Annotated in this window: 22 protein-coding genes and 1 pseudogene; 14 read left to right on the forward strand and 9 right to left on the reverse strand. The window is 67.0% G+C overall.

Features of this window, described 5'->3' with window-relative positions:
• Position 1: 1 nt before the first annotated feature.
• From CNE_RS14885 to CNE_RS43300, 8 genes and pseudogenes are all read left to right on the forward strand, one after another.
• Positions 2–919 (forward strand): ion transporter, encoded by a 918-nt coding sequence (locus CNE_RS14885; protein WP_013957924.1) that lies wholly within the window; start codon positions 2–4, stop codon positions 917–919.
• A 27-nt stretch (positions 920–946) separates the two neighbouring features.
• Positions 947–2050: a glycolate oxidase subunit GlcE gene (glcE, locus tag CNE_RS14890; RefSeq protein ID WP_013957925.1), complete on the forward strand. Its 1104-nt coding sequence runs from the start codon at positions 947–949 to the stop codon at positions 2048–2050.
• A 42-nt stretch (positions 2051–2092) separates the two neighbouring features.
• Positions 2093–3346, forward strand: a complete 1254-nt coding sequence (gene glcF / locus CNE_RS14895) for a glycolate oxidase subunit GlcF (protein ID WP_013957926.1) — start codon at positions 2093–2095, stop codon at positions 3344–3346.
• A 78-nt stretch (positions 3347–3424) separates the two neighbouring features.
• On the forward strand, positions 3425–3802 hold the full coding sequence (locus CNE_RS14900) for a CidA/LrgA family protein (RefSeq protein WP_010815044.1): 378 nt from the start codon (positions 3425–3427) through the stop codon (positions 3800–3802).
• Positions 3799–4524 carry an LrgB family protein gene (locus CNE_RS14905; RefSeq protein WP_013957927.1) on the forward strand — a complete coding sequence of 242 codons (726 nt, stop codon included), beginning with the start codon at positions 3799–3801 and terminating at the stop codon, positions 4522–4524. The genes CNE_RS14900 and CNE_RS14905 overlap by 4 nt, the downstream gene beginning before the upstream one ends.
• Before the next feature lie 85 nt (positions 4525–4609).
• The gene (locus tag CNE_RS14910) at positions 4610–4981 is read left to right on the forward strand and encodes a VOC family protein (RefSeq protein ID WP_018311518.1); all 372 of its coding nucleotides are present in this window, start codon (positions 4610–4612) and stop codon (positions 4979–4981) included.
• A 22-nt stretch (positions 4982–5003) separates the two neighbouring features.
• Positions 5004–5603: pseudogene (locus tag CNE_RS14915) on the forward strand (helix-turn-helix transcriptional regulator); the annotation flags it as partial.
• Positions 5533–5772 (forward strand): zinc finger domain-containing protein, encoded by a 240-nt coding sequence (locus tag CNE_RS43300; protein ID WP_455423814.1) that lies wholly within the window; start codon positions 5533–5535, stop codon positions 5770–5772. The pseudogene CNE_RS14915 and the gene CNE_RS43300, both read left to right, overlap by 71 nt.
• Here CNE_RS43300 and CNE_RS14920 read toward each other — a convergent pair.
• From CNE_RS14920 to CNE_RS14930, 3 genes are read right to left on the reverse strand one after another with little or no spacing between them, the layout of a single operon-like run.
• A complete protein-coding gene (locus CNE_RS14920) occupies positions 5700–6194 on the reverse strand; it encodes a glutathione peroxidase (protein WP_041228117.1) in 495 nt (164 codons plus the stop codon). The genes CNE_RS43300 and CNE_RS14920 overlap by 73 nt on opposite strands.
• Positions 6195–6249: 55 nt before the next feature.
• Positions 6250–7389 (reverse strand): PilT/PilU family type 4a pilus ATPase, encoded by a 1140-nt coding sequence (locus CNE_RS14925; RefSeq protein WP_013957931.1) that lies wholly within the window; start codon positions 7387–7389, stop codon positions 6250–6252.
• Positions 7390–7415: 26 nt separating this feature from the next.
• A complete protein-coding gene (locus CNE_RS14930) occupies positions 7416–8459 on the reverse strand; it encodes a type IV pilus twitching motility protein PilT (RefSeq protein ID WP_013957933.1) in 1044 nt (347 codons plus the stop codon).
• A 64-nt stretch (positions 8460–8523) separates the two neighbouring features.
• Between CNE_RS14930 and CNE_RS14935 the strand changes: the two genes are divergently transcribed.
• Together CNE_RS14935 and proC are read left to right on the forward strand one after the other, a co-directional pair.
• A complete protein-coding gene (locus tag CNE_RS14935) occupies positions 8524–9219 on the forward strand; it encodes a YggS family pyridoxal phosphate-dependent enzyme (protein ID WP_041228119.1) in 696 nt (231 codons plus the stop codon).
• Positions 9220–9275: 56 nt separating this feature from the next.
• Complete coding sequence (gene proC / locus CNE_RS14940; RefSeq protein WP_013957934.1) at positions 9276–10112, forward strand: pyrroline-5-carboxylate reductase; 837 nt, start codon at positions 9276–9278, stop codon at positions 10110–10112.
• Between the two features lie 68 nt (positions 10113–10180).
• On the opposite strand, the gene ubiA is transcribed toward proC, so the two are convergent.
• The 6 genes from ubiA to recG all read right to left on the reverse strand — a co-directional run bounded on the left by ubiA (position 10181) and on the right by recG (position 17094).
• Positions 10181–11038 (reverse strand): 4-hydroxybenzoate octaprenyltransferase, encoded by an 858-nt coding sequence (ubiA, locus tag CNE_RS14945; RefSeq protein ID WP_041228121.1) that lies wholly within the window; start codon positions 11036–11038, stop codon positions 10181–10183.
• 141 nt (positions 11039–11179) lie between these two features.
• Complete coding sequence (locus CNE_RS14950) at positions 11180–11665, reverse strand: Dps family protein (protein WP_041228123.1); 486 nt, start codon at positions 11663–11665, stop codon at positions 11180–11182.
• A 92-nt stretch (positions 11666–11757) separates the two neighbouring features.
• Positions 11758–11955, reverse strand: coding sequence for a hypothetical protein (locus CNE_RS14955; protein WP_013957937.1), 198 nt, complete (start codon positions 11953–11955; stop codon positions 11758–11760).
• Between the two features lie 50 nt (positions 11956–12005).
• On the reverse strand, positions 12006–13448 hold the full coding sequence (locus tag CNE_RS14960; RefSeq protein WP_013957938.1) for a catalase: 1443 nt from the start codon (positions 13446–13448) through the stop codon (positions 12006–12008).
• 402 nt (positions 13449–13850) lie between these two features.
• Positions 13851–14801 (reverse strand): LysR substrate-binding domain-containing protein, encoded by a 951-nt coding sequence (locus CNE_RS14965; protein WP_013957939.1) that lies wholly within the window; start codon positions 14799–14801, stop codon positions 13851–13853.
• 112 nt (positions 14802–14913) lie between these two features.
• Complete coding sequence (gene recG / locus CNE_RS14970; protein WP_013957940.1) at positions 14914–17094, reverse strand: ATP-dependent DNA helicase RecG; 2181 nt, start codon at positions 17092–17094, stop codon at positions 14914–14916.
• Positions 17095–17315: 221 nt separating this feature from the next.
• Between recG and queA the strand changes: the two genes are divergently transcribed.
• The 4 genes from queA to secD all read left to right on the forward strand — a co-directional run bounded on the left by queA (position 17316) and on the right by secD (position 22152).
• Entirely contained in the window at positions 17316–18374 is a 1059-nt protein-coding gene (gene queA / locus CNE_RS14975) for a tRNA preQ1(34) S-adenosylmethionine ribosyltransferase-isomerase QueA (RefSeq protein WP_013957941.1), read from the forward strand.
• A gap of 17 nt (positions 18375–18391) precedes the next feature.
• Positions 18392–19522, forward strand: a complete 1131-nt coding sequence (tgt, locus tag CNE_RS14980) for a tRNA guanosine(34) transglycosylase Tgt (protein ID WP_013957942.1) — start codon at positions 18392–18394, stop codon at positions 19520–19522.
• 222 nt (positions 19523–19744) lie between these two features.
• On the forward strand, positions 19745–20071 hold the full coding sequence (gene yajC, locus CNE_RS14985; protein WP_013957943.1) for a preprotein translocase subunit YajC: 327 nt from the start codon (positions 19745–19747) through the stop codon (positions 20069–20071).
• Between the two features lie 209 nt (positions 20072–20280).
• Positions 20281–22152, forward strand: a complete 1872-nt coding sequence (secD, locus tag CNE_RS14990; protein WP_041228125.1) for a protein translocase subunit SecD — start codon at positions 20281–20283, stop codon at positions 22150–22152.
• Positions 22153–22158: the final 6 nt, after the last annotated feature.

Raw genomic sequence — 22158 nt, forward strand, 5'->3', positions numbered from 1 at the left:
CATGTCCAGCCCACGCCGACGCCAGCAGCAGGAAGCGTTCATCCGCCAGCGCCTGGGCCAGCCCGAGACCGGCTGGCGCCAGCGCTGGTACACCATCATCTTCGAGGCCGATACCCGCGAAGGCCGGCTCTTCGATGTCGCGCTGCTGCTGGCCATTGTCGCCAGCGTGATGGTGGTGATGCTCGACAGCCTGCCCGCGGTGAACAACCGCCTCGGGCAGCTGTTCACCGTGCTGGAATGGATGTTCACGCTGTTCTTCACGGCCGAGTACATGATGCGCATCCTGGTGGTGCGCCGGCCGTGGCGCTATGTGTTCAGTTTCTACGGCATCATCGACTTCGTCTCGATCATGCCGACCTGGCTGGCTTTCTTCCTGCCCGAGCTGCATTTCCTGATCGATGTGCGCCTGTTGCGGCTGCTGCGCGTGTTCCGGATCCTGAAGCTGACCGTGTACTTCGAGGAAGCCGAGATCCTGTACCGCGCGCTGGTCAACAGCCGGCGCAAGATCTTCGTGTTCCTGGGCACGGTGTTCATCATCACGGTGATCCTGGGCACGGTGATGTACGTGGTGGAAGGTCCGCAGCACGGTTTCACCAGCATCCCGGTCAGCATGTACTGGGCGGTGGTGACGCTGACCACCACGGGCTTCGGCGACATGGTGCCCAAGACTCCGCTGGGGCAGTTCATCACCTCGCTGACCATCCTGCTGGGCTACGGCATCATCGCCTTCCCCACCGGCATCGTCGGCGCCGAGCTGGCCGCCAGCATCCTGAAGCGGCCGCTCACCACGCGCACCTGCACCCATTGCCTGACCGAGGGCCACGAACCCGACGCCGACTACTGCAAGCATTGCGGCAGCCAGCTGCCCGAATACCAGAACGACCGGCCGGAAGTGCCCGGCGGACCTGCCGGCTCCTGAGCCGGCCTTCCCTACCCCACGACGCATATGCAAGCCACCCTCGACGCCATCCGCGACGCCGTCAGGCAAGCCACCGAGACCCGCACCGCGCTGCGGCTGCGCGGCGGCGGCAGCAAGGACTTCTACGGCCAGCCCGCCGCGGGCCAGCTGCTGGACACGCGCGCCTATGCCGGCATCGTCGAATACGACCCGGCCGAGCTGGTGATCACCGCGCGCTGCGGCACGCCGCTGACCGAGATCGAGGCTGCGCTGGCCGAAAAGCGCCAGATGCTGGCCTTCGAGCCGCCCCATTTCGCACTGCCGGGCCAGCCCAGCACCGCGACGCTGGGCGGCGCCGTGGCCGCGGGATTGTCGGGCCCGCGCCGGCAGTCGGTGGGCGCGCTGCGCGACTTCATGCTGGGCGCGCAGCTGATGGACGGCCGCGGCGAGGTGATGGACTTCGGCGGCCAGGTGATGAAGAACGTGGCGGGCTATGACGTGTCGCGGCTGCTGGCGGGCTCGCTCGGCACGCTCGGGCTGATCCTGCAGGTATCGGTCAAGGTGCTGCCGGCACCGTTCGACGAGGCCACGCTGCGCTTCGAGCTGGCGCAGGCCGATGCCATCCGGCAACTGAACCAGTGGGGCGGCCAGCCGCTGCCGCTGGCGTCTTCGGCCTGGCACGCGGGCGTGCTGCATGTGCGCCTGGCCGGCGCCACCGCCGCGGTGCGTGCCGCGTGCGCCAGGCTGGGCGGCGAGCGCGTGGACGCTGCAGAAGCCGCGGCGCTGTGGCAAACGCTGCGCGAGCAGACCCACCCGTTCTTCGCCCCCGCCCAGGCGGGCCGCGCGCTGTGGCGCCTGGCGGTGCCCACCATCGCCGCGCCGCTGGAGCTGCCCGGTTCACAACTGATCGAATGGGGCGGCGGCCAGCGCTGGTGGCTGCCCGAGGACGGCACTGACAAGACCGATGCCGAAAGCGTGCGCGCCGTGGCGCAAGCCGCCGGCGGCCATGCCACGCTGTTCCGCAACGGCGACAAGTCAGTGGGCGTGTTCACGCCGCTGGCCACGCCGCTGGCCGCGATCCACCGCCGCCTGAAAGAGACCTTCGACCCGGCCGGCATCTTCAACCCGCAGCGCATGTACCCCGGGCTCTGATCCGGCAGGTCCAGACAACCCCAGGCACAACCTCCCCACACCATGCAAACGAACCTGGCCGATTTTCTTCGCAACACGCCCGAAGGCGAGGAAGCCAAATCCATCGTCGGCAATTGCGTGCATTGCGGCTTCTGCACCGCCACCTGCCCCACCTACCAGTTGCTCGGCGATGAGCTGGACGGCCCGCGCGGGCGCATCTACCTGATGAAGCAGGTGCTGGAAGGCCATGCCATCACCGAAAGCACGCGCCTGCATCTGGACCGTTGTCTGACCTGCCGCAACTGCGAATCGACCTGCCCGTCGGGCGTGCGCTACGGCCGCCTGGTCGATATCGGCCGCAAGCTGGTCGACGACAAGCTCGAGGCCGAAGGCGTGCGGCGCCCCGCCCGCGAGCGCATCGCGCGCTGGGTGCTGCGCGAGGGGCTGACGCGCCCGGCGCTGTTCGGCACGGCGCTGCGCCTGGGCCAGATGGTGCGGCCGCTGCTGCCGGGCACGCTGCGCAACAAGGTGCCGGCGCAGTCCAGCACCGCCGCGCCCGGCACGTGGCCGCGCAATGTGCATGCACGCAAGATGTTGTTGCTCGACGGCTGCGTGCAGCCGTCAATGTCGCCCAACATCAATGCCGCCACCGCGCGCGTGTTCGACCGTGTCGGCGTACAACTGCTGGTGGCGCGCGAAGCCGGCTGCTGCGGCGCGATCCGCTTCCACACCGGCGACCACGACGGCGGCCTCGACAATATGCGCCGCAATATCGACGCCTGGTGGCCGCATATCGAGGACGGCGCCGAAGCCATCGTGATGACCGCCTCGGGCTGCGGCGCGATGGTCAAGGACTACGGCCACCTGCTGCGCGACGATCCGAAGTACGCCGAGCGCGCCCGCCGCGTATCGGCGCTGACGCGCGACCTGTCCGAAGTCTTGCCGGACTTTGCCGACGAGCTGCACAGCCTGGCCGGCGCGGTCCCGCGCGACAACCGGCGCGTGGCTTACCACCCGCCCTGCACGCTGCAGCACGGCCAGCAGATCCGCGGCAAAGTCGAAGCGCTCTTGACCGGCCTCGGCGTCGAAGTCAAACTCTGCGCTGACAGCCACCTGTGCTGCGGCTCGGCAGGCACTTATTCGGTGTTGCAGCCGGAACTGGCCTACCGCCTGCGCGACGACAAGCTCGCCAAACTGCAGGCCACGCAGCCCGAAGCCATCGTCTCGGCCAATATCGGCTGCATCTCGCACCTGCAGAGCGGCACCGGCACCCCGGTGATGCACTGGATCGAACTGGTCGACAAGATGCTCGGCTAGCGCGGGCGGGCAGCATGGGCGGCAGCGCGCATCCTTCCGGACGCGCGCCGCGCACCTGCGACCAAAACGCCACGCCCCATGCTCCAGACCTTTGCAATCCTGTTGGTTTTCCAGTCCGTCGGTGAGGTGATCAGCTACGCGCTGACCCTGCCGGTGCCCGGCCCCGTGCTGGGCATGATCCTGCTGTTCGGCTGGCTCGTCTTCGACGACCGCCTGCTGCCCATCATCCAGGGCACCACATCTGAACTGCTCAAGCACCTGTCGCTGCTGTTCGTGCCGGCCGGCGTCGGCATCATGGTCCATGCCAACCGCATCGAGGGCGAATGGATGCCGATCCTGGTGGCGCTGGTGGTGTCCACCTGGCTGGCCATCGCCACCACCGCCGTGGTCACGCGCATGCTGATGCGCAAGCGCGCCGATGTCCCGCCCGCCGATGCGAAAGGAGAGCAGGCATGATGACGCCCCGCCTCAACGAGATCTGGGTCTACCTGGCCGCAAGCCCGCTGGTCGGGCTGACCGCTACGCTGCTGGCCTACGTCTTTGCCTTCCGCATCTATGAGCGTTCGCGCTTCTCGCCGCTGGCCAACCCGGTGATGATCGCGGTGGCGCTGCTGGTCACGGTGCTGACCGTCACCGGCACGCCCTACAAGACCTACTTCGACGGCGCGCAGTTCGTGCACTTCCTGCTGGGGCCGGCCACGGTGGCGCTGGCGGTGCCGCTGTACCTGCAACTGCCCAAGCTGCGCACCCATGTGTTCCCGCTGCTGGCAGGGCTGGTGGCGGGCTCGGTGGTGGCGGTGGTGTCGGCAGTGGGCATTGCCTGGCTGCTGGGCGCATCGCCCGAGACCGTGCGCTCGCTCGCGCCCAAGTCGGTGACGATCCCGATCGCCATGGGCGTGGCCGAGAAGATCGGCGGGCTGCCGTCGCTGACGGCGGTGCTGGTGATGGCCACCGGCATCATCGGCGCGATCAGCGCCACCAGCGTGCTGAACCTGCTGCGCATCCGCGACTACAGCGTGCGCGGCTTCGCCACCGGCGTGGCGGCGCACGGCATCGGCACCGCGCGGGCCTTCCAGGTCAACCAGGAAGCCGGCGCCTTTGCCGCGCTGGGCATGGGCCTGAACGGCGTGCTGACGGCGATCATGGTGCCGGTGATGGCGGCGTGGATGCCACACTGACACGCTCCTGACAGGACGCTGTCAGCAGCCCCCGCGCATGATGCGAACTCCTCACTCCCCTTCACTTGGAACCAAGGAGTCTGTCATGAGCAACCGTCTGATCAACTGGCTGGAAATCCCCGTCGTCGACATGAACCGCGCGGTCGGCTTCTACGAGCAGGTGTTCGATATCCAGCTGCGCCGCGAGACCATGAGCCAAGTCGACATGGCCGTGTTCCCCCACCCCGACCCGGGCGGCGCGCTGGTGGCCGGCGAAGGCTACCGCCCCAGCAACTACTACGGCGCGGTGCCATACCTGCATGCGCCGGAACTGGATGTGCTGCTGGAGCGCGCCGCGCGCGCCGGCGGCAAGACCGTGTTCGGGCCGCTGCGCCTGCCGGGCGAGATCGGCCGCATCGCCCATATCACCGACAGCGAAGGCAACCGCATCGGGCTGCACGAGCCCGTGGCCGGTTGACCCCGATGGCTAGCCACCCCCGATGAGCCGCCGCGCCGACCGCCTGTTCCAGATCGTGCAGGTGCTGCGCGGCCGCCGCCTGACCACGGCGGCGCTGCTGGCGCAGCGGCTCGGGGTGTCGGAACGCACCGTCTACCGTGATATCCAGGCGCTGTCGCTGTCAGGCGTGCCGGTCGAGGGCGAGGCCGGCATCGGCTACCGGCTGCGTGCCGACTTCGATGTCCCGCCGCTGATGTTCACCGCCATGGAAGTGGAAGCGCTGGTGGCCGGCCTGCGCCTCCTGAAAGCCTGGGGCGGCGGCGCGCTGGCCGCCGCGGCCGATCCCGCGCTGGAGAAACTGATGGCTGCGCTGCCGCCGCCGCGTCGGCTGGCTGCGCAGCAAAGCCGCGTGTTCGCGCCGGAATACGTCAACCAGGCGCATGTGCGCGAGGTCTTCGACGTGGTGCACGGCGCGCTGGGCGAGCAGAAATTGCTGCTGCTCGACTACTGCGACGTGCAGCAGCGCATCACCGAACGCGTGGTGATGCCGCTGGGCCTGTTCTTCTGGGGCAATGCCTGGCTGCTGGCGGCGTGGTGCACCACGCGCTCGGACTACCGCAGCTTCCGGCTGGACCGCTGCCGCGCCATCCGCATGCTGGACGACCATTTCCACGAAACGCCCGACCGCTCGCTCAACGGCTTTTTGCGCGCGGTGCGCGCCAGCGGCACCTAGTCCTGCTCAGGCAGCCGGGTCGGACAGCAGCTTCTCGATATCGGCGCGCAGCTCGTCGGGCTTGGTGGTCGGCGCATAGCGCTTGAACACCGTGCCGTCGCGGCGCAGCAGGAACTTGGTGAAGTTCCATTTGATGCCCTGGGTACCGAGCACGCCACGCTTTTCCGTGGTCAGCCACTGGTACAGCGGATGGGCGTCGGCGCCGTTCACGTCGACCTTGGCGAACATCGGGAAGCGCACCGCAAAGCGCGTTTCGCAGAACTGGCCGATCTGCTGCGCATCGCCCGGCTCCTGCTTGCCGAACTGGTTGCACGGGAAGCCCAGCACCTCCAGGCCGCGCCCGTGGTATTCGTCATAGAGCTTCTGCAGGCCCTCGTACTGCGGCGTGAACCCGCATTCGCTGGCGGTGTTGACGACCAGCATCACCTTGCCCTGGAACTGCGACAGCGGTACCGGCTGGCCGGCCAGCGAGTTGGCTTCGAACTGGTAGACATTGCTCATGGCAGACTCCTCTAGGTAGCCCAAGCATACCGCCATGCGCACTGGCGTGCACGAATCAGATGACGTTGAGATGCTCGGTGCCGGCACCCAGGTCGGTATCCTTGGCGCTCGCGCTGTGCAGCTTGATCATCAGGCGCAGGTCGTTGAGCGAGTCGGCGTTGCGCAGCGCGTCCTCGTAGGTGATCTTGCCTTCCTCGTACAGGTCGAACAGCGCCTGGTCGAACGAGACCATGCCCTGCTCGCGCGACTTCTTGATGACTTCCTTGAGCTCGTGGATCTCGCCCTTGAAGATCAGGTCGGCCACCAGCGGCGTGCCGATCATGATCTCCACCGCCGGCACCCGCCCTTTGCGGCCCGCGCGCGGCAGCAGGCGCTGCGAGATCATCGCCTTCAGGTTCAGCGACAGGTCGATCAGCAGCTGCTGGCGCTTTTCCTCGGGGAAGAAGTTGACCACGCGGTCGATCGCCTGGTTGGCGTTGTTGGCGTGCAGCGTGGCCAGGCACAGGTGGCCGGTCTCGGCGTACTGCATCGCGTACTCCATGGTCTCGCGATCGCGGATTTCGCCGATCAGGATCACGTCGGGCGCCTGGCGCAACGTGTTCTTCAGCGCCACGTGCCAGGACTCGGTATCGATGCCGACCTCGCGCTGCGTGACGATGCAGTTCTGGTGCGCGTGCACGTACTCGATCGGATCCTCGATGGTGATGATATGGCCGTACGAATGCGCATTGCGGTGATCCAGCATTGCCGCCAGCGTGGTCGACTTGCCCGAGCCGGTGGCACCGGTCACGATCACCAGCCCGCGCTTGGCCATCACCACCTCATGCAGCGTAGCCGGCAGGTCCAGGTCGGCCACCGAGGGGATGCGCGTATTGATGGTGCGCACCACCATGCCGGCCTTGCCCTGCTGGATAAAGGCCGACACGCGGAAGCGCCCGGCCTTGGGCGCGGTGATCGCGAAATTGCATTCGCGGCTGGTGTCGAAGTCCTGCACCTGGCGCTCGTTCATCACCGAGCGCACCAGGCCCAGCGCCTGGGTCGGGTTCAGCGGCTGCTGCGACACCGGCTTGATCTTGCCGTCGACCTTGATCGCCGGCGGGAAGTCAGAAGTGATGAACAGGTCAGAGCCGCGGTTGCTGACCATCAGCTCCAGCAGGTCGTTGATGTACTTGGCGGCGGATTCGCGATCGAGCATGGCAGTGTCCTGCTAGGGAGCGGGCCTCAGCCCATGAACGCGTCGGGGTTCTTCGCGATGGCGCGCGCGTCGTTGTAGCTGATGACGCTGCGCTTGATCAGGTCAGACAGGCACTGGTCCAGCGTCTGCATGCCCAGCCCGCTGCTGGTCTGCATCATCGAGTACATCTGCGCGATCTTGTTCTCGCGGATCAGGTGGCGGATCGCGGGCGTGGCGATCATGATCTCGTGCGCGGCGGTGCGGCCATTGCCGTCGCGCGTCTTCAGCAGCGTCTGCGAGATCACCGCCTCCAGCGATTCCGACAGCATGGTGCGCACCATGTCCTTCTCTTCGGGCGGGAACACATCGACCACCCGGTCGATGGTCTTGGCCGCGGAGCTGGTGTGCAGCGTGCCGAAGACCAGGTGGCCGGTCTCGGCCGCGGTCAGCGCCAGGCGGATGGTTTCCAGGTCGCGCAGCTCACCCACCAGGATCACGTCCGGGTCTTCACGCAGTGCCGAGCGCAGCGCGTTGGCAAACGAATGCGTATGCGGCCCCAGCTCGCGCTGGTTGATCAGGCTCTTCTTGGAGCTGTGCACGAATTCGATCGGGTCCTCCACCGTGAGGATGTGGCCCATGTCGCTTTCGTTGCGATGGTCGACCATCGCCGCCAGCGTGGTGGACTTGCCCGAGCCGGTCGGGCCCGTTACCAGCACCAGCCCGCGCGGCTTCATGCACAGGTCGGCAAACACCGCGGGCGCGCGCAGCTCTTCGAGCGTGAGCACCTTGGAGGGAATGGTACGGAACACCGCGGCGGCGCCGCGCTGGGTGTTATAGGCATTGACCCGGAAGCGGGACAGGCCGGCGATCTCGAACGAGAAATCGATTTCGAGGCGTTCTTCGTAGGCCTTGCGCTGGGTGTCGCTCATGATGTCGTACACCATGGCGTGGACATCCTTGTGCGTCATCGAGGCGACGTTGATCCGGCGCATGTCGCCGTGGATCCGCACCATCGGCGGCATGTCCGCGGAGAGATGAAGATCAGACGCCTTGTTCTTGACAGCGAAAGCCAATAGCTGCGCGATGTCCATCTATAATGACCCCACCCTGAGTTATCAGTACTTTGCGTACTTTCTTTTGTATGTTCGCCGGATTATGTCTGTAATTGCCGCCAACTTGCAAGCCGTTCACCAGCGCATCGCGGCGGCCGCACAACAAGCCGGCAGACAGCCCACGGACATCGCCCTGCTGGCCGTTTCCAAGACCGTTTCCCCCGACCGCATAAGGGCCGCATACGCCGCCGGACAGCTTGCCTTCGGCGAAAACTACGTCCAGGAAGGCGTCGACAAGATCGCCGCGCTGGCCGACCTGCGCCACCGCCTGCAATGGCATTTCATCGGTCCGCTGCAAAGCAACAAGACCCGGCTGGTGGCGGAGCATTTCGACTGGGTGCACGCCGTCGACCGGCTCAGGATCGCCGAGCGGCTGTCGGCCCAGCGCCCGGCCGGCATGGCGGCGCTGCAGGTCTGCATCCAGGTCAATATCAGCGGCGAAGCCAGCAAGAGCGGCGTCGCCCCGGCAGAGGTACCCGCCCTGGCACATACCGTCGCCGCGCTGCCCGGCCTGCGTCTGCGCGGGCTGATGGCCATCCCCGAGCCTGAGGACGACCTCGCCGCGCAGCGCCGCCCGTTCGCGGCCATGCGCGCCATGCTGCAGGCGCTGCGCGCCGACGGCCTGGACCTCGACACCCTGTCGATGGGCATGTCGGGCGACATGGAAGCCGCCATCGCCGAGGGCGCCACGCTGGTGCGGATCGGCACCGCCATTTTTGGAGCGCGCCAGTACCCGTAGCCCAGTCATTTTCCCTGCAAGCCGAGTCCATTCCCTTCAAGCCCCAACGGATCCCCATGCTCGATACCCTTACCTTTGGCTTTCTCGGCGGCGGCAACATGGCCACCGCACTGATCGGCGGCCTGATCGCCCGCGGCGTGCCGGCCGGCTCGATCCGCGTGGTCGACCCCTTCCCCGAGGCCCAGCAACGCCTGGCGCGCGACCTCGGCGTGCATGCCGCCGGGGCGCCGGATGCCGCCTTCGGCGCCAGCGACGTGCTGGTGCTGGCAGTCAAGCCGCAGCAGTTCCGCGACGCCGCGGCGCAGCTGCTGCCGATCCTGCCGGCCAGCGGCAAGGGCAACCTGGTGATCAGCGTGGCCGCCGGCATCCGGCTGCAGGACATGCAGCGCTGGCTGGACGGGCGCACCCGGCTGGTGCGGGCGATGCCGAATACGCCGGCGCTGGCTGGCATGGGCATGACGGGGCTGGCCGCCCCGGCCGGGCTGTCGGCCGAAGACCGCGCGATTGCCAGCGCCGTGGCCGAGGCCGTCGGCAAATGCGTGTGGGTGGATGGGGATGACCAGATCGATGCGGTCACCGCCATTTCCGGCAGTGGGCCGGCCTATGTCTTCTACTTTATCGAGGCAATGGAACGCGCTGCCACGGAGCTGGGCCTTACCGCGGAGCAAGGCCGCGAACTGGCGGTGGAGACCTTCCGTGGCGCTGCTACCCTGGCCGGGCAGTCTTCCGAGCCGGTGTCAACGCTGCGTGAGCGCGTGACGTCCAAGGGCGGCACCACCTATGCGGCGCTGACGTCGATGGAGGCTTCGGGAATTGGTGACGCGTTCGTGCGCGCGATGCGTGCCGCCGCAGCGCGGGGCAAGGAGATGGGGGCGGAGTTCGGGAAGGATTGAGCGCTATCTTGCCCGACTGTTTGCTCCCTCTCCTGCAAGCGGGAGGGGAGCAAACCGGCAGGATTTAATCACCGAATCGCATAAGCCACCGCCGTCCCCGCAAACACACAAGCCCCCAGCCAGTTGTTATGCCGGAACGCCGCGAAACACCGCATCCGGTCCCGATCGCGAATCAGCGTGTAGTGATACCCGGCGCAACCCGCCGCCGCCACCAGCCCCACCCAGTAAGGCCACCCCAGCCCCAGCAGCACCCCCGCCCACGCCATCAGCGCCAGGAAGGCAGCGTAGCAGAGCATGATCGCCGCCACGTCGAAGCGGCCAAAGGTAATGGCTGAAGTCTTCATGCCGATCAGGAGATCGTCGTCGCGATCGACCATCGCATACGCCGTGTCATACGCCACCGCCCAGAACACATTGGCCAGCAGCATCATCCACGCCACCGGCGGCACCTGGTCCTGGATCGCGGCAAAGGCCATCGGGATACCAAAGCCAAACGCGATGCCAAGATAAGCCTGCGGAATCGCAAAGAAGCGCTTGAAGAACGGGTAAGTGCCCGCCACCACCGCCGCCACCACCGCCAGCCATTTGGTCAGCGCATTGAGCGGCAGCACCAGCGCAAAGGCCACCAGCGCCAGCACGGCGGCCACGGCCAGCGCTTCCCATGCGGCGATCTTGCCCGCGGTCAGCGGCCGCTCCCTTGTGCGCTTGACGTGCTTGTCGAAGTCGCGGTCGGCCCAGTCGTTGATGGCGCAGCCAGCCGAGCGCATCAGGAAGGTGCCCGCCACGAAGATCCAGAACAGCCCCCATGCCGGCGGCCCGCCCGCGGCCATCCACATGGCCCACAGCGTCGGCCACAGCAGCAGCAGCGTGCCGATCGGCTTGTCGATGCGCACCAGGCGCGCGTAGAGGGAAAGGCGTTCAAGCATGGGCGTGGGCGGCAACGGCGAGAGGGTCTGCACAGCGCGGATCCGGGAAGGAGGATTCAATGAAAACGCGCCGCAGCCCGGACGGTTGCGACGCGCAGTGCCGGCCGCCACTGAAGGGCAGCCGGAGGTGGCCGGCAGGCCTCAGGCCAGCATCGCGCGCAGCATCCACGCGGTCTTTTCATGCGTCTGCATGCGCTGGGTCAGCAGGTCGGCCGACGGCTCGTCGCCGGCGGCGTCGATCACCGGGAAGAGCGAGCGCGCGGTGCGCACCACGGCTTCCTGGCCTTCGACCAGCTTGCGGATCATGTCGGTGGCCTCGGGCACGCCCTCTTCCTCCGCGATCGACGACAGGCGGGCGTATTCCTTGTAGGTGCCCGGTGCCGGGTAGCCCAGCGCGCGGATACGCTCGGCGATCGAGTCCACGGCGAGCGCCAGCTCGGTGTACTGGGTCTCGAACATCAGATGCAGCGTATTGAACATGGGACCCGTCACGTTCCAGTGGAAGTTATGGGTCTTGAGGTAGAGGGTGTAGGTGTCCGCCAGCAGCTTGGACAGGCCTTCCGCGATCTTCTTGCGGTCCTTGTCGGAAATACCGATATTCACGCTCATCTCATTCTTCTTTGCCATGGTAAATACACTCCGTTCTGGTAAAGCCACGAGGGGCGCCGCCGGGCTTGCCATGTTTCGGGGCCGGGCGGCGCAGTACCCGCATTATTGCATTAGCCGGCGATCCCGGCCAAACCCCGGGCCACCTCGCTGAACATCACGGCCGCGCCGAGCACGATCACGGCGGCGCCGATTTCCTTGCGCCACAGCTTGTGGCGCAGCCGCGCGGCGTCGGCGCGCCCGGGCTGGTCGTGCCCGTCGTGCCACAGCTGCCGCCACTCGTCGATAAACAACCGGATCATCGCCATCATCGTTCTCCGCGGCGCGGCAGCCCGCCAGGGGCGCCGCGCCAGGCTGCCGCTTACTTCAGGTTGAGCGCGCGCTTCACGCCCTCGCCGTAGGCCGGGTCGGCCTTGGTGAAGTGCTCCAGCTGCACGCGCACGATCGCCTCAGGCACGCCCTGCATGGCCGCCGCGACATTGGCGAACAGGCGCTGGCGCTGGCCCTCGTCGAACAGGCGGAACAGCGCGCCGGGCTGGCTGTAGTAGTCCGGGTCGACGCGGTGGTCCCAGTGGTCGGCGGCGCCATCCAGTGCCAGCGGCGGCTCGATCGCGCGTTCGCTGGCGGCGTAGGCGCTTTCGCGGTTGGGCTCATAGTTGAGCTTGCCGCCCTGGTTGCCGTCCACGCGCATCGCGCCGTCACGGTGGAAGCTGTTGTGGAACGGGCATTTCGGTGCATTCACCGGGATCTGGTTGTGGTTGATCCCCAGGCGGTAGCGCTGCGTGTCGCCGTACGAGAACAGCCGTCCCTGCAGCATCTTGTCGGGCGAGAAGCCGATGCCCGGCACGATATTGGCCGGATTCATCGCCACCTGCTCGACCTCGGCAAAGTAGTTGTCCGGGTTGCGGTTGAGCTCGAGCACGCCCACGTCGATCAGCGGGTAGTCCTTGTGCGGCCAGACCTTGGTCAGGTCGAACGGATTGATGTGGTACTTGGCCGCATCGGCCTCCGGCATGACCTGCACGCGCAGGTTCCAGCGCGGAAAATTGCCTTGCTCGATGTTCTCGAACAGGTCGCGCTGCGCGCTTTCGCGGTCCGTTGCCACGACCTTGGCCGCTTCTTCATTGGTCCAGTTGGCGATGCCCTGCTGCGACTTGAAGTGGAACTTGACCCAGAAGCGCTCGTTGTTGGCGTTGATGAACGAGTACGTGTGCGAGCCGAAGCCGTGGATCTGGCGGTAGTTCTGCGGCAGGCCGCGGTCGCTCATCAGGATGGTGACCTGGTGCAGCGATTCCGGATGGCGCGACCAGAAGTCCCACACCGCGATCGGGTCGCGCAGGTTGGTGCGCGGATTCCGCTTCTGCGTGTGGATAAAGTCCGGGAATTTGAGCGGGTCGCGCACGAAGAACACTGGGGTGTTATTGCCGACCACGTCCCAGTTGCCTTCGTCGGTGTAGAACTTGATCGAGAAACCGCGCACGTCGCGCTCGGCATCGGCCGCGCCGCGTTCGCCGGCCACGGTCGAGAAGCGGATGAACAGCGGCGTTTCCTTGCCGACCTGGGCAAAGACCGAAGCCTTGGTGTACCTGGTGATGTCGTGGGTGATCCTGAGCGTGCCATAGGCGCCGGAGCCCTTGGCATGCACGCGCCGCTCGGGGATGACCTCGCGGTCGAAGTGGGCCAGCTTTTCGAGGAACCAGACATCCTGCAGCAGCATCGGGCCGCGCGGGCCTGCCGTCTGCGAGTTCTGGTTATCGGCGACGGGTACGCCGGCGGCAGTGGTAAGGGTGTCCTTCTTGCTCATCTTTTCCTCTTGGTGGGTAGGCTGAAAGGGATCGCTGCGTCAGAGCGCGGCGGCATAGCAGGCAAGGCAATCGAGCAGGCAGCGCCCCATGCGGAGGGGAAACGGGCGCTTGTTGGTTGTTGTTCGAGAGAACTGGACGCTGGCGCTCATCATCGGATCCTGTCCCAGGTCGATGCCATCTGCAGCGACACGAGTCAGCCTACCAATGATCTATCGAATAGAGAATTCAATTATTTGTACCTATGCATTAGGTCAAATCTATCGGGGATTTCTGCAACTTATCGCAGCGGAAAATGACCGCCCGAAGACAGGTAGCGCCGTGGCGGGGCCGGAAATGACGACGGCCGCAGCGGAATCTCCGGTGCGGCCGTGGGAATTGCCGGTACTGCAGGGGTAAGACAATCAGGCCGCTTCGGCCAGCTCCTTGGCGTCCAGCTTGCGCACGCCGGCCAGCTCGCACGCAGCCACGGCGTTGGCCAGCGCTTCCATGGCCGGCAGGCGGGTGAAGCTTTTGCGCCAGGCCAGCACCACGCGCCGGTCGGGCACCGGATCGGAGAACGGCACATAGGACAGCATGTCACCCTTGGCCTTCAGGTCGGGCACCGAGGTGCGCGGCAGCACGGTGATGCCAACCCCGCTGGCCACCATATGGCGGATGGTTTCCAGCGACGAGCCCTCGAAGGTCTTCTGGATGCCGTCGGCCGCCTGCGAGAAGCGCGACAGCTCCGGGCACACGCCCAGCACATGGTCGCGAAAGCAGTGGCCGCTGCCCAGCAGCAGCATGGTCTGCTGCTTCAGTTCATCGGGGTCGATGGAGTGCGCCTGCGCCAGCTGGTGGCCGCGCGGCACGGCGACGACAAAGGGTTCATCGTAGAGCGGGCGCACCGTCAGGCCCGAATCCGCGAACGGCTCGGCCATCACCGCGCAGTCGATCTCACCCTGCTTGAGCAGCTCGATCAGCTTGTGGGTGTAGTTCTCCTGCAGCATGAGCGGCATCTGCGGCACGGTCTCGATCATCTGCTTGACCAGCGACGGCAGCAGGTACGGCCCGATGGTGTAGATCACGCCCACGCGCAGCGGGCCCGCCAGCGGGTCCTTGCCCTGCTTGGCGATCTCGCGGATGGCCATGGTCTGCTCAAGCACGCGCTGGGCCTGCGCCACGATCTGCTCGCCGACCGACGTCACCGACACCTCGGAGGTGCCGCGCTCGAAAATCTGCACGTTGAGTTCGTCTTCCAGCTTCTTGATCGCGACCGACAGCGTCGGCTGCGACACAAAGCAGGCTTCGGCGGCCCGGCCGAAATGGCGCTCGCGCGCCACGGCGACGATGTACTTGAGTTCGGTGAGCGTCATGACTTATCAATTTGCGGTAGGCGATAGATTTTACCTTCGATTGCCGCTTCTGTCAGAGCGCCAACGCATTGTGTCGACGCATGCGAAGCATCGCGCACCTGGACAGCACCGTTCAGGCTTTCAGGTAGTGCTCGCGCCCGCCCAGCCAGCGCGAAAGGTGTGCTTCGACCGCTTCCGGATAGCGAGCCAGCATCAGCTCGGCCGCCTCCTGCGCGTAGTCGACCAGCCATGCGTCGGTCTGCAGGTCGGCAAAGCGCAACATCGCTTCGCCGGACTGGCGCGCGCCCAGGAACTCGCCGGGGCCGCGGATCTCCAGGTCGCGCCGGGCGATCTCGAAGCCGTCGGTGGTCTCGCGCATGGTCGCCAGGCGCTCGCGCGCGGTGGGCGACAGCGGCGCCTGGTACATCAGCAGGCAGACCGATTCGGCGCTGCCGCGCCCCACCCGCCCGCGCAGCTGGTGCAGCTGCGCCAGGCCGAAGCGCTCGGCGTGCTCGATCACCATCAGCGAGGCATTGGGCACATCCACGCCCACTTCGATCACGGTGGTGGCCACCAGCACCTGCATGCGGTTGGCGCTGAAGTCGTCCATCACGGCGGCCTTCTCGGCCGGCGGCAGGCGCCCGTGCACCAGGCCCACGCGCAGGTCCGGCAGTGCGGCCACCAGCGTTTCATAGGTCTCCACCGCGGTCTGCAGCTGCAGCGCCTCGCTTTCCTCGATCAGCGGACAGACCCAGTAGACCTGGCGGCCTTCGGCGGCGGCGTGATGGATGCGTCCGATCACTTCGTCGCGCCGCTCGTCGTTGACCAGGCGCGTGACGATGGGGGTGCGGCCCGGCGGCAATTCATCGATCACCGACACATCGAGGTCGGCGTAGTAAGTCATGGCGAGCGTGCGCGGGATCGGCGTGGCCGACATCATCAGCTGGTGCGGCACGGCGTCGACCGCGGGCACCGTAGCATCGGCGGCACCGGCCTTGCCGCGCAGCGCCAGCCGCTGCGCCACGCCGAAGCGGTGCTGCTCGTCGACCACTGACAGCCCCAGCTTGGCAAAGCGCACCGTGTCCTGGATCAGCGCGTGGGTGCCGATCACCAGTTGCGCCTGGCCCGATTCCACGCGCGCCACGGCCTCGCGCTTGTCGCGTGCCTTCTGGCTGCCGGCTAGCCACGCCACCGGCACGCCCAGCGGCTCCAACCATGCGGACAGCTTGCGGTAGTGCTGCTCGGCCAGGATTTCGGTGGGCGCCATCAGCGCGGCCTGGTAGCCGGCGTCGATGGCCTGGCAGGCCGCCAGCGCCGCAACGATGGTCTTGCCGCTGCCCACGTCGCCCTGCAGAAGACGGTGCATCGGGTGCGGGCGCGTCATGTCGGCGGCGATCTCTTCGACCACGCGCTGCTGCGCACCGGTCAGCCGGAACGGCAATGCGGCCAGGAAGCGCGTGAGCAACCCGCCCTCGCGGCGCGGCATGGTCGGCGCATTTTTTTCGCGCCGCGCCGCGTGCGCGCGCCGCAGCGAGATCTGCTGCGCCAGCAGTTCGTCGAACTTGATGCGCTGCCAGGCCGGGTGCGAGCGGTCGGCCAGCGCAGCCTCGCTCTCCTGCGGCGGGGGCGCGTGCAGCAGCCGCAGGCAGTCGGCCAGCGGGCGCAGGTGCAGGCGTGCCAGCGGCCCCTCCAGCACCGCCTGCGGCAGCGTCTCGGGCATCGGCGTGCGCGACAGCGTGCCGCCGATGGCCTTGCGCAGATAGGCCTGCGGGATGCCGGCGGTGGACGGATACACCGGCGTCAGGCGGTCGGGCAGCGCTTCGCCGGGCACCACCGGGCGCACCGTCGGGTGGACCATCTCGGCGCCGAAGAAGCCGCCACGCACCTCGCCGCGCACGCGCAGGCGCACGCCTTCAGCCATCTGCTTGGTCTGGTTGCCGTAGAAGTTCAGGAAGCGCAGCGTCAGCTCGCCGCTATCGTCGGCAATCTTGACCACCAGCTGGCGGCGCGGCCGGAACGTGACTTCGTTGGAGATGACCTCGCCTTCCACCTGCGCCGGCAGCCCGAGCCCGGCGCGGCGGATCGCCTCGGCGATCGGCGCCAGCGTGGTCTCGTCCTCATAGCGCATAGGCAGGTGCAGCACCAGGTCGACGGGACGACGCAGGCCGAGCTTGGCCAGCCTCGCGGCCGCGGTCGACGTGCCGGAGGCGGCGGCCTTGCCCCTGGCTTCGCCGGCCTTGCCGCGCGCGGGCGCCGCCGTGTCCTTGGCGGCGTCGGCGGGGTCGTGGATCGGTTCAGCGGCGGTTCCGGGCATCGGCGAAAAATTTGGCAGCGGTCGCTCTCGTGCTGCGGGGTTGGCTGGCGCGGCGCCGGCGAATAGCCGGTATCACGCCCGCCCCGGCGGCAAGCGCGCCCGTGGCCTTACAATATCGGATTCGCCGATTGTACCCATGCCGGCTGCCACCACGGGCAGCGGAGTGCCGTTTTGTGCCCCGCTCCGGCCTGCATGGCATCGCGCAGCCCGCCGCTCCCACGATGTTGACGCTTTCTGATTTCGATTTCCCGCTGCCACCAGAACTGATTGCCCAAAGCGCGCTGCCCGACCGCAGCGCGAGCCGGCTGCTGGTGGTCGAACGGCTGGCCCCGGCCGACACCGCCGACGCGGTGCGCATGGTCGACCGTGCCTTCAGCGACATCGTCGACTACCTGCGTTCCGATGACCTGCTGGTCTTCAACGACACCCGCGTGATCAAGGCGCGCTTCTTTGGCCACAAGCCTAGCGGCGGCAAGATCGAGGTGCTGGTCGAGCGCGTGGTCGATACCCACACCGTGCTGGCCCAGGTGCGCGCCTCCAAGACCCCGGCCGAGGGCAGCACGCTGCATCTGGCCGACGACGCCTTCGCCGTCACCGTGGGCCCGCGCGTGGACCAGTTCTTCACGCTGCGCTTCCCCGAGCCGGCGCTGGACCTGATTGAGCGCTACGGCCGCCTGCCGCTGCCGCCGTATATCACGCACGACCCGGACGCCTACGACGAAACCCGCTACCAGACCGTCTACGCGCGCAGCCCCGGCGCGGTGGCCGCACCCACCGCGGGCCTGCATTTCGACGATGCGCTGTTCGCCCGGCTCGATGCCGCCGGCGTGCGGCGCGCCTTTCTGACGCTGCACGTGGGCGCCGGCACCTTCCAGCCGGTGCGCACCGAGAACCTGGCCGAGCACAAGATGCACTCGGAGTGGTACGCCGTTTCCGAAGACCTGGCCCAGGCCGTGCGCGACACCCGCGCGCGCGGCGGCCGCGTGATCGCGGTCGGCACCACCTCGCTGCGCGCGCTGGAATCGGCCGCGCAGGCCGACGGCACGCTTGCCGCCGGCAGTGGCGACACCGATATCTTCATCACGCCCGGCTACCGCTTCCGCCTGGTCGATGCCCTGATCACCAACTTCCACCTGCCCAAGTCGACGCTGCTGATGCTGGTGTCGGCGCTGGCCGGCGTGGAAGCCATCCGCGCCGCCTACCGCCATGCGGTCGAGCAGCGCTACCGCTTCTTCAGCTACGGCGACGCCATGCTGCTGACCCGCCAGCCCGGCGCCTGAATCCAGAATCACAAGCCATGCTCAACTTCGAACTCATCACCACCGACGGCAACGCCCGCCGAGGCCGCGTCACGCTGAACCACGGCGTGGTCGAAACGCCGATCTTCATGCCGGTGGGCACCTATGGCTCGGTCAAGGCGATGTCGCCGCTGGAGCTCAATGAAATCGACGCGCAGATCATTCTGGGCAACACCTTCCACCTGTGGCTGCGCCCCGGGCTGGACGTGGTCAACGCCCACGACGGCCTGCACCGCTTTATCGGCTGGGACAAGCCGATCCTGACCGATTCCGGTGGTTTCCAGGTGTTTTCGCTGGGCGATCTGCGCAAGATCACCGAAGATGGCGTCACCTTCGCATCCCCGGTCAATGGCGACAAGCTCTTCCTGTCGCCCGAGATCTCGATGCAGATCCAGCGCACGCTGAACTCCGACATCGTCATGCAGTTCGACGAATGCACGCCGTATGAGATCGACGGCCGCCCCGCCACGCATGAGGAAGCCGCCAAGTCGATGCGCATGAGCCTGCGCTGGGCCAAGCGCTCGCGCGACGAGTTCGAGCGCCTGGCCAACCCCAACGCGCTGTTCGGCATCGTCCAGGGCGGCATGTACGAGGACCTGCGCGACGAATCGCTGGCCGGCCTGTCCGAGCTGGACTTCCACGGCCTTGCCATCGGCGGGCTGTCGGTGGGCGAGCCCAAGGAAGACATGATGCGCGTGCTCGAGCACGTGGCGCCGCGCCTGCCGGCCAACAAGCCGCACTACCTGATGGGCGTGGGCACGCCCGAAGACCTGGTCGCCGGCGTCGCCGCCGGGGTGGATATGTTCGACTGCGTGATGCCCACCCGCAACGCGCGCAACGGCTGGCTCTTCACCCGCTTCGGCGACGTCAAGATCAAGAACGCGGCGCACCGCAACGACCCGCGCCCGCTCGATGAAAGCTGCGCCTGCTACACCTGCCGCAACTTCTCGCGCGCCTACCTGCACCACCTGCACCGCGTGGGCGAGATCCTGGGCGCGCGCCTCAATACCATCCACAACCTGCACTACTACCTGCAACTGATGCGCGAGATGCGCGAAGCGATCGAGCACCACCGCTTTGCCGACTTCCGCCGCCAGTTTGCGGCCGACCGCGCCCGCGGCACGCAGTGACAACGCCGGGTGGCGCGAACTTTTGCGCTGCCGGCGGTCGAATAGCCGGGTCATCCGGAAGCCACCCGCGAGCCGGAGAGCCCGGCCATGCCGACCCCTGCCGCAAGTTGCCCCGGGCGCACCCGAACAAACCCGTATTCCGCCCTAGAATGCCAAGGGCGGGCGAAATGCGAATGGTAGAATGATCGATTATTTGACTGACTTTTGTGACGGAGAAACAACGTGCTGATTTCTAACGCATTTGCCCAGACCGCCGGAGCCGGCGGCGCGGCTGGCGGCCTGATGAGCTTCCTGCCCATCATCCTGATGTTTGGCGTGCTGTGGTTTATCATGATCCGCCCGCAAATGAAGCGCCAGAAGGAAGCCAAGGCAATGCTCGAAGCACTGGCCAAGAACGACGAAGTCGTGACCGCCGGTGGCATCCTGGGCAAGGTGACCAAGGTCACCGACCAGTACGTCAGCCTGGAAATCGCCGAAGGCACTGAAATCACCGTGCAGAAGAGTGCCGTGACCACCGTGCTGCCCAAGGGCTCGCTCAAGGCGCTCTGATCTCCGGATCGCGCGCGCGACTCCCGCCTTTGTCTTTTCCGGCATGCCCGTTCGCGCATGCCCCGGCAGCCGCCTGATCCAGCCCGACGAAGCCCCCGTGGTTTCGATCCGTGGCTGCCAGGCGGCTGTTTGCCAAACCGGTTCGGCCCCGCCGACGTGGTGCGCCACGCCAGCGCCGGCCCCGCCAACCGCAGAATGACTGGCCCGAGATGAATCGTTATCCGCTTTGGAAATACCTCGTGATCCTGGTGGCCCTGGCCATCGGCATCATCTATACCTTGCCGAACTTCTTCGGCGAGGCGCCTGCCGTGCAGGTGTCCTCGGGCAAGGCCACGGTCAAGGTCGACCTGGCGATGCAGAAGCAGGTCGAAGAGATCCTGGCGCAGAACCAGCTGCGGCCTGATGGCGTCTTCTTTGATATTTCCGGCCAGTCCGGCTCGGTCAAGGCGCGCTTCCGCACCACCGACGAGCAGCTCAAGGCCAAGGACGTGCTGTCGCGCACCCTGAACCCGGACGCGGCCAACCCCACCTACGTGGTGGCGCTGAACCTGCTGTCGGGCTCGCCGCGCTGGCTGACCGCCATGCATGCGCTGCCGATGTACCTGGGCCTGGACCTGCGCGGCGGCGTGCACTTCCTGCTGCAGGTCGACATGAAGGGCGCCGTCGACAAGAAGCTCGACAGCCTGGGCGGCGACGCGCGCACCCTGCTGCGCGACAAGAGCATCCGCCACGGCGGCATCGACCGCGACGGCGAGCGCCTGACGGTGCGCTTCAACAACGCAGACGACGCCAACCGCGCGCGTCCCATCCTGGCCGACAACCTGCGCGAAGTGGCCTTCGCCATGGACGGCAACAATATCGTCGGCACCTTCACCGAAGCCGCGCGCAAGGCGGTGCAGGACGCAGCGGTCAAGCAGAACATCACCACGCTGCACAACCGCGTGAACGAGCTTGGCGTGGCCGAGCCGGTGATCCAGCAGCAAGGCGCCGACCGCATCGTGGTGCAGCTGCCGGGCGTGCAGGACACCGCCAAGGCCAAGGACATCATCGGCCGCACCGCCACGCTCGAAGCCCGCCTGGTCGACAACGACGCGCCGCGCAGCCCGCGCCCGGGCGACCCGATCCCGTTCGGCAGCGAGCTCTTCACGCAAGGCAACGGCGCCCCGGTGGTGCTCAAGAAGCAGGTCATCTTCACCGGCGACCGCATTGAAAGCGCCTCGGCCGGCTTCGACCAGAACCAGCATCCTTCGGTCAACATCAAGCTCGACGCCCAGGGCGGCCGCGTGCTGCGCGACGTCTCGCGCGAGAACCTGAAGAAGCCGATGGCGATCGTGCTGTTCGAAAAGGGCAAGGGCGAAGTGCTGACGGTGGCGACGATCCAGTCCGAACTGGGTTCCAGCTTCCAGATCACCGGCTCCTACTCCACCGAAGCCGCCAACGACCTGGCGCTGCTGCTGCGCGCCGGCTCGCTGGCCGCACCGATGGAGATCATCGAAGAGCGCACCATCGGCCCGTCGCTGGGCGCGGACAACATCCAGAAGGGTTTTGACTCGGTCGCCTACGGCTTTGCCGCCATCGCCGTGTTCATGGTCCTGTACTACATGCTGTTCGGCGTGTTCTCGGTGGTGGCGCTGGGCGTGAACCTGCTGCTGCTGATCGCGGTGCTGTCGATGCTGCAGGCCACGCTGACGCTGCCGGGCATTGCCGCCATCGCGCTGGTGCTGGGCATGGCCATCGACGCCAACGTGCTGATCAACGAGCGCATCCGCGAAGAACTACGCGCGGGCGCGTCGCCGCAGATGGCGATCGCGGTCGGCTTCGACCGCGCCTGGGCCACCATCCTGGACTCCAACGTGACCACGCTGATCGCCGGCCTGGCACTGCTGGCCTTTGGTTCGGGCCCGGTGCGCGGCTTTGCCGTGGTGCACTGCCTGGGCATCCTGACCTCGATGTTCTCGGCGGTGTTCTTCAACCGCGGCCTGGTCAACCTCTGGTACGGCCGCAAGAAGAAGCTGCAGAGCGTGGCCATCGGCCAGATCTGGAAGCCGGGCAACACCACCGACACGCCGGTCGCCAAGTAAGGCGAG

Source organism: Cupriavidus necator N-1, from assembly GCF_000219215.1.
GTDB lineage: Bacteria > Pseudomonadota > Gammaproteobacteria > Burkholderiales > Burkholderiaceae > Cupriavidus > Cupriavidus necator.

Coding starts and splice junctions, on each gene's coding strand:
- CNE_RS14885 (WP_013957924.1), top strand. CDS start 2: ATGTCCAGCCCACGCCGACGCCAGCAGCAGGAAGCGTTCATCCGCCAG.
- glcE (WP_013957925.1), top strand. CDS start 947: ATGCAAGCCACCCTCGACGCCATCCGCGACGCCGTCAGGCAAGCCACC.
- glcF (WP_013957926.1), top strand. CDS start 2,093: ATGCAAACGAACCTGGCCGATTTTCTTCGCAACACGCCCGAAGGCGAG.
- CNE_RS14900 (WP_010815044.1), top strand. CDS start 3,425: ATGCTCCAGACCTTTGCAATCCTGTTGGTTTTCCAGTCCGTCGGTGAG.
- CNE_RS14905 (WP_013957927.1), top strand. CDS start 3,799: ATGATGACGCCCCGCCTCAACGAGATCTGGGTCTACCTGGCCGCAAGC.
- CNE_RS14910 (WP_018311518.1), top strand. CDS start 4,610: ATGAGCAACCGTCTGATCAACTGGCTGGAAATCCCCGTCGTCGACATG.
- CNE_RS43300 (WP_455423814.1), top strand. CDS start 5,533: ATGCCTGGCTGCTGGCGGCGTGGTGCACCACGCGCTCGGACTACCGCA.
- CNE_RS14920 (WP_041228117.1), bottom strand. CDS start 6,194: ATGAGCAATGTCTACCAGTTCGAAGCCAACTCGCTGGCCGGCCAGCCG.
- CNE_RS14925 (WP_013957931.1), bottom strand. CDS start 7,389: ATGCTCGATCGCGAATCCGCCGCCAAGTACATCAACGACCTGCTGGAG.
- CNE_RS14930 (WP_013957933.1), bottom strand. CDS start 8,459: ATGGACATCGCGCAGCTATTGGCTTTCGCTGTCAAGAACAAGGCGTCT.
- CNE_RS14935 (WP_041228119.1), top strand. CDS start 8,524: ATGTCTGTAATTGCCGCCAACTTGCAAGCCGTTCACCAGCGCATCGCG.
- proC (WP_013957934.1), top strand. CDS start 9,276: ATGCTCGATACCCTTACCTTTGGCTTTCTCGGCGGCGGCAACATGGCC.
- ubiA (WP_041228121.1), bottom strand. CDS start 11,038: ATGCTTGAACGCCTTTCCCTCTACGCGCGCCTGGTGCGCATCGACAAG.
- CNE_RS14950 (WP_041228123.1), bottom strand. CDS start 11,665: ATGGCAAAGAAGAATGAGATGAGCGTGAATATCGGTATTTCCGACAAG.
- CNE_RS14955 (WP_013957937.1), bottom strand. CDS start 11,955: ATGATGGCGATGATCCGGTTGTTTATCGACGAGTGGCGGCAGCTGTGG.
- CNE_RS14960 (WP_013957938.1), bottom strand. CDS start 13,448: ATGAGCAAGAAGGACACCCTTACCACTGCCGCCGGCGTACCCGTCGCC.
- CNE_RS14965 (WP_013957939.1), bottom strand. CDS start 14,801: ATGACGCTCACCGAACTCAAGTACATCGTCGCCGTGGCGCGCGAGCGC.
- recG (WP_013957940.1), bottom strand. CDS start 17,094: ATGCCCGGAACCGCCGCTGAACCGATCCACGACCCCGCCGACGCCGCC.
- queA (WP_013957941.1), top strand. CDS start 17,316: ATGTTGACGCTTTCTGATTTCGATTTCCCGCTGCCACCAGAACTGATT.
- tgt (WP_013957942.1), top strand. CDS start 18,392: ATGCTCAACTTCGAACTCATCACCACCGACGGCAACGCCCGCCGAGGC.
- secD (WP_041228125.1), top strand. CDS start 20,281: ATGAATCGTTATCCGCTTTGGAAATACCTCGTGATCCTGGTGGCCCTG.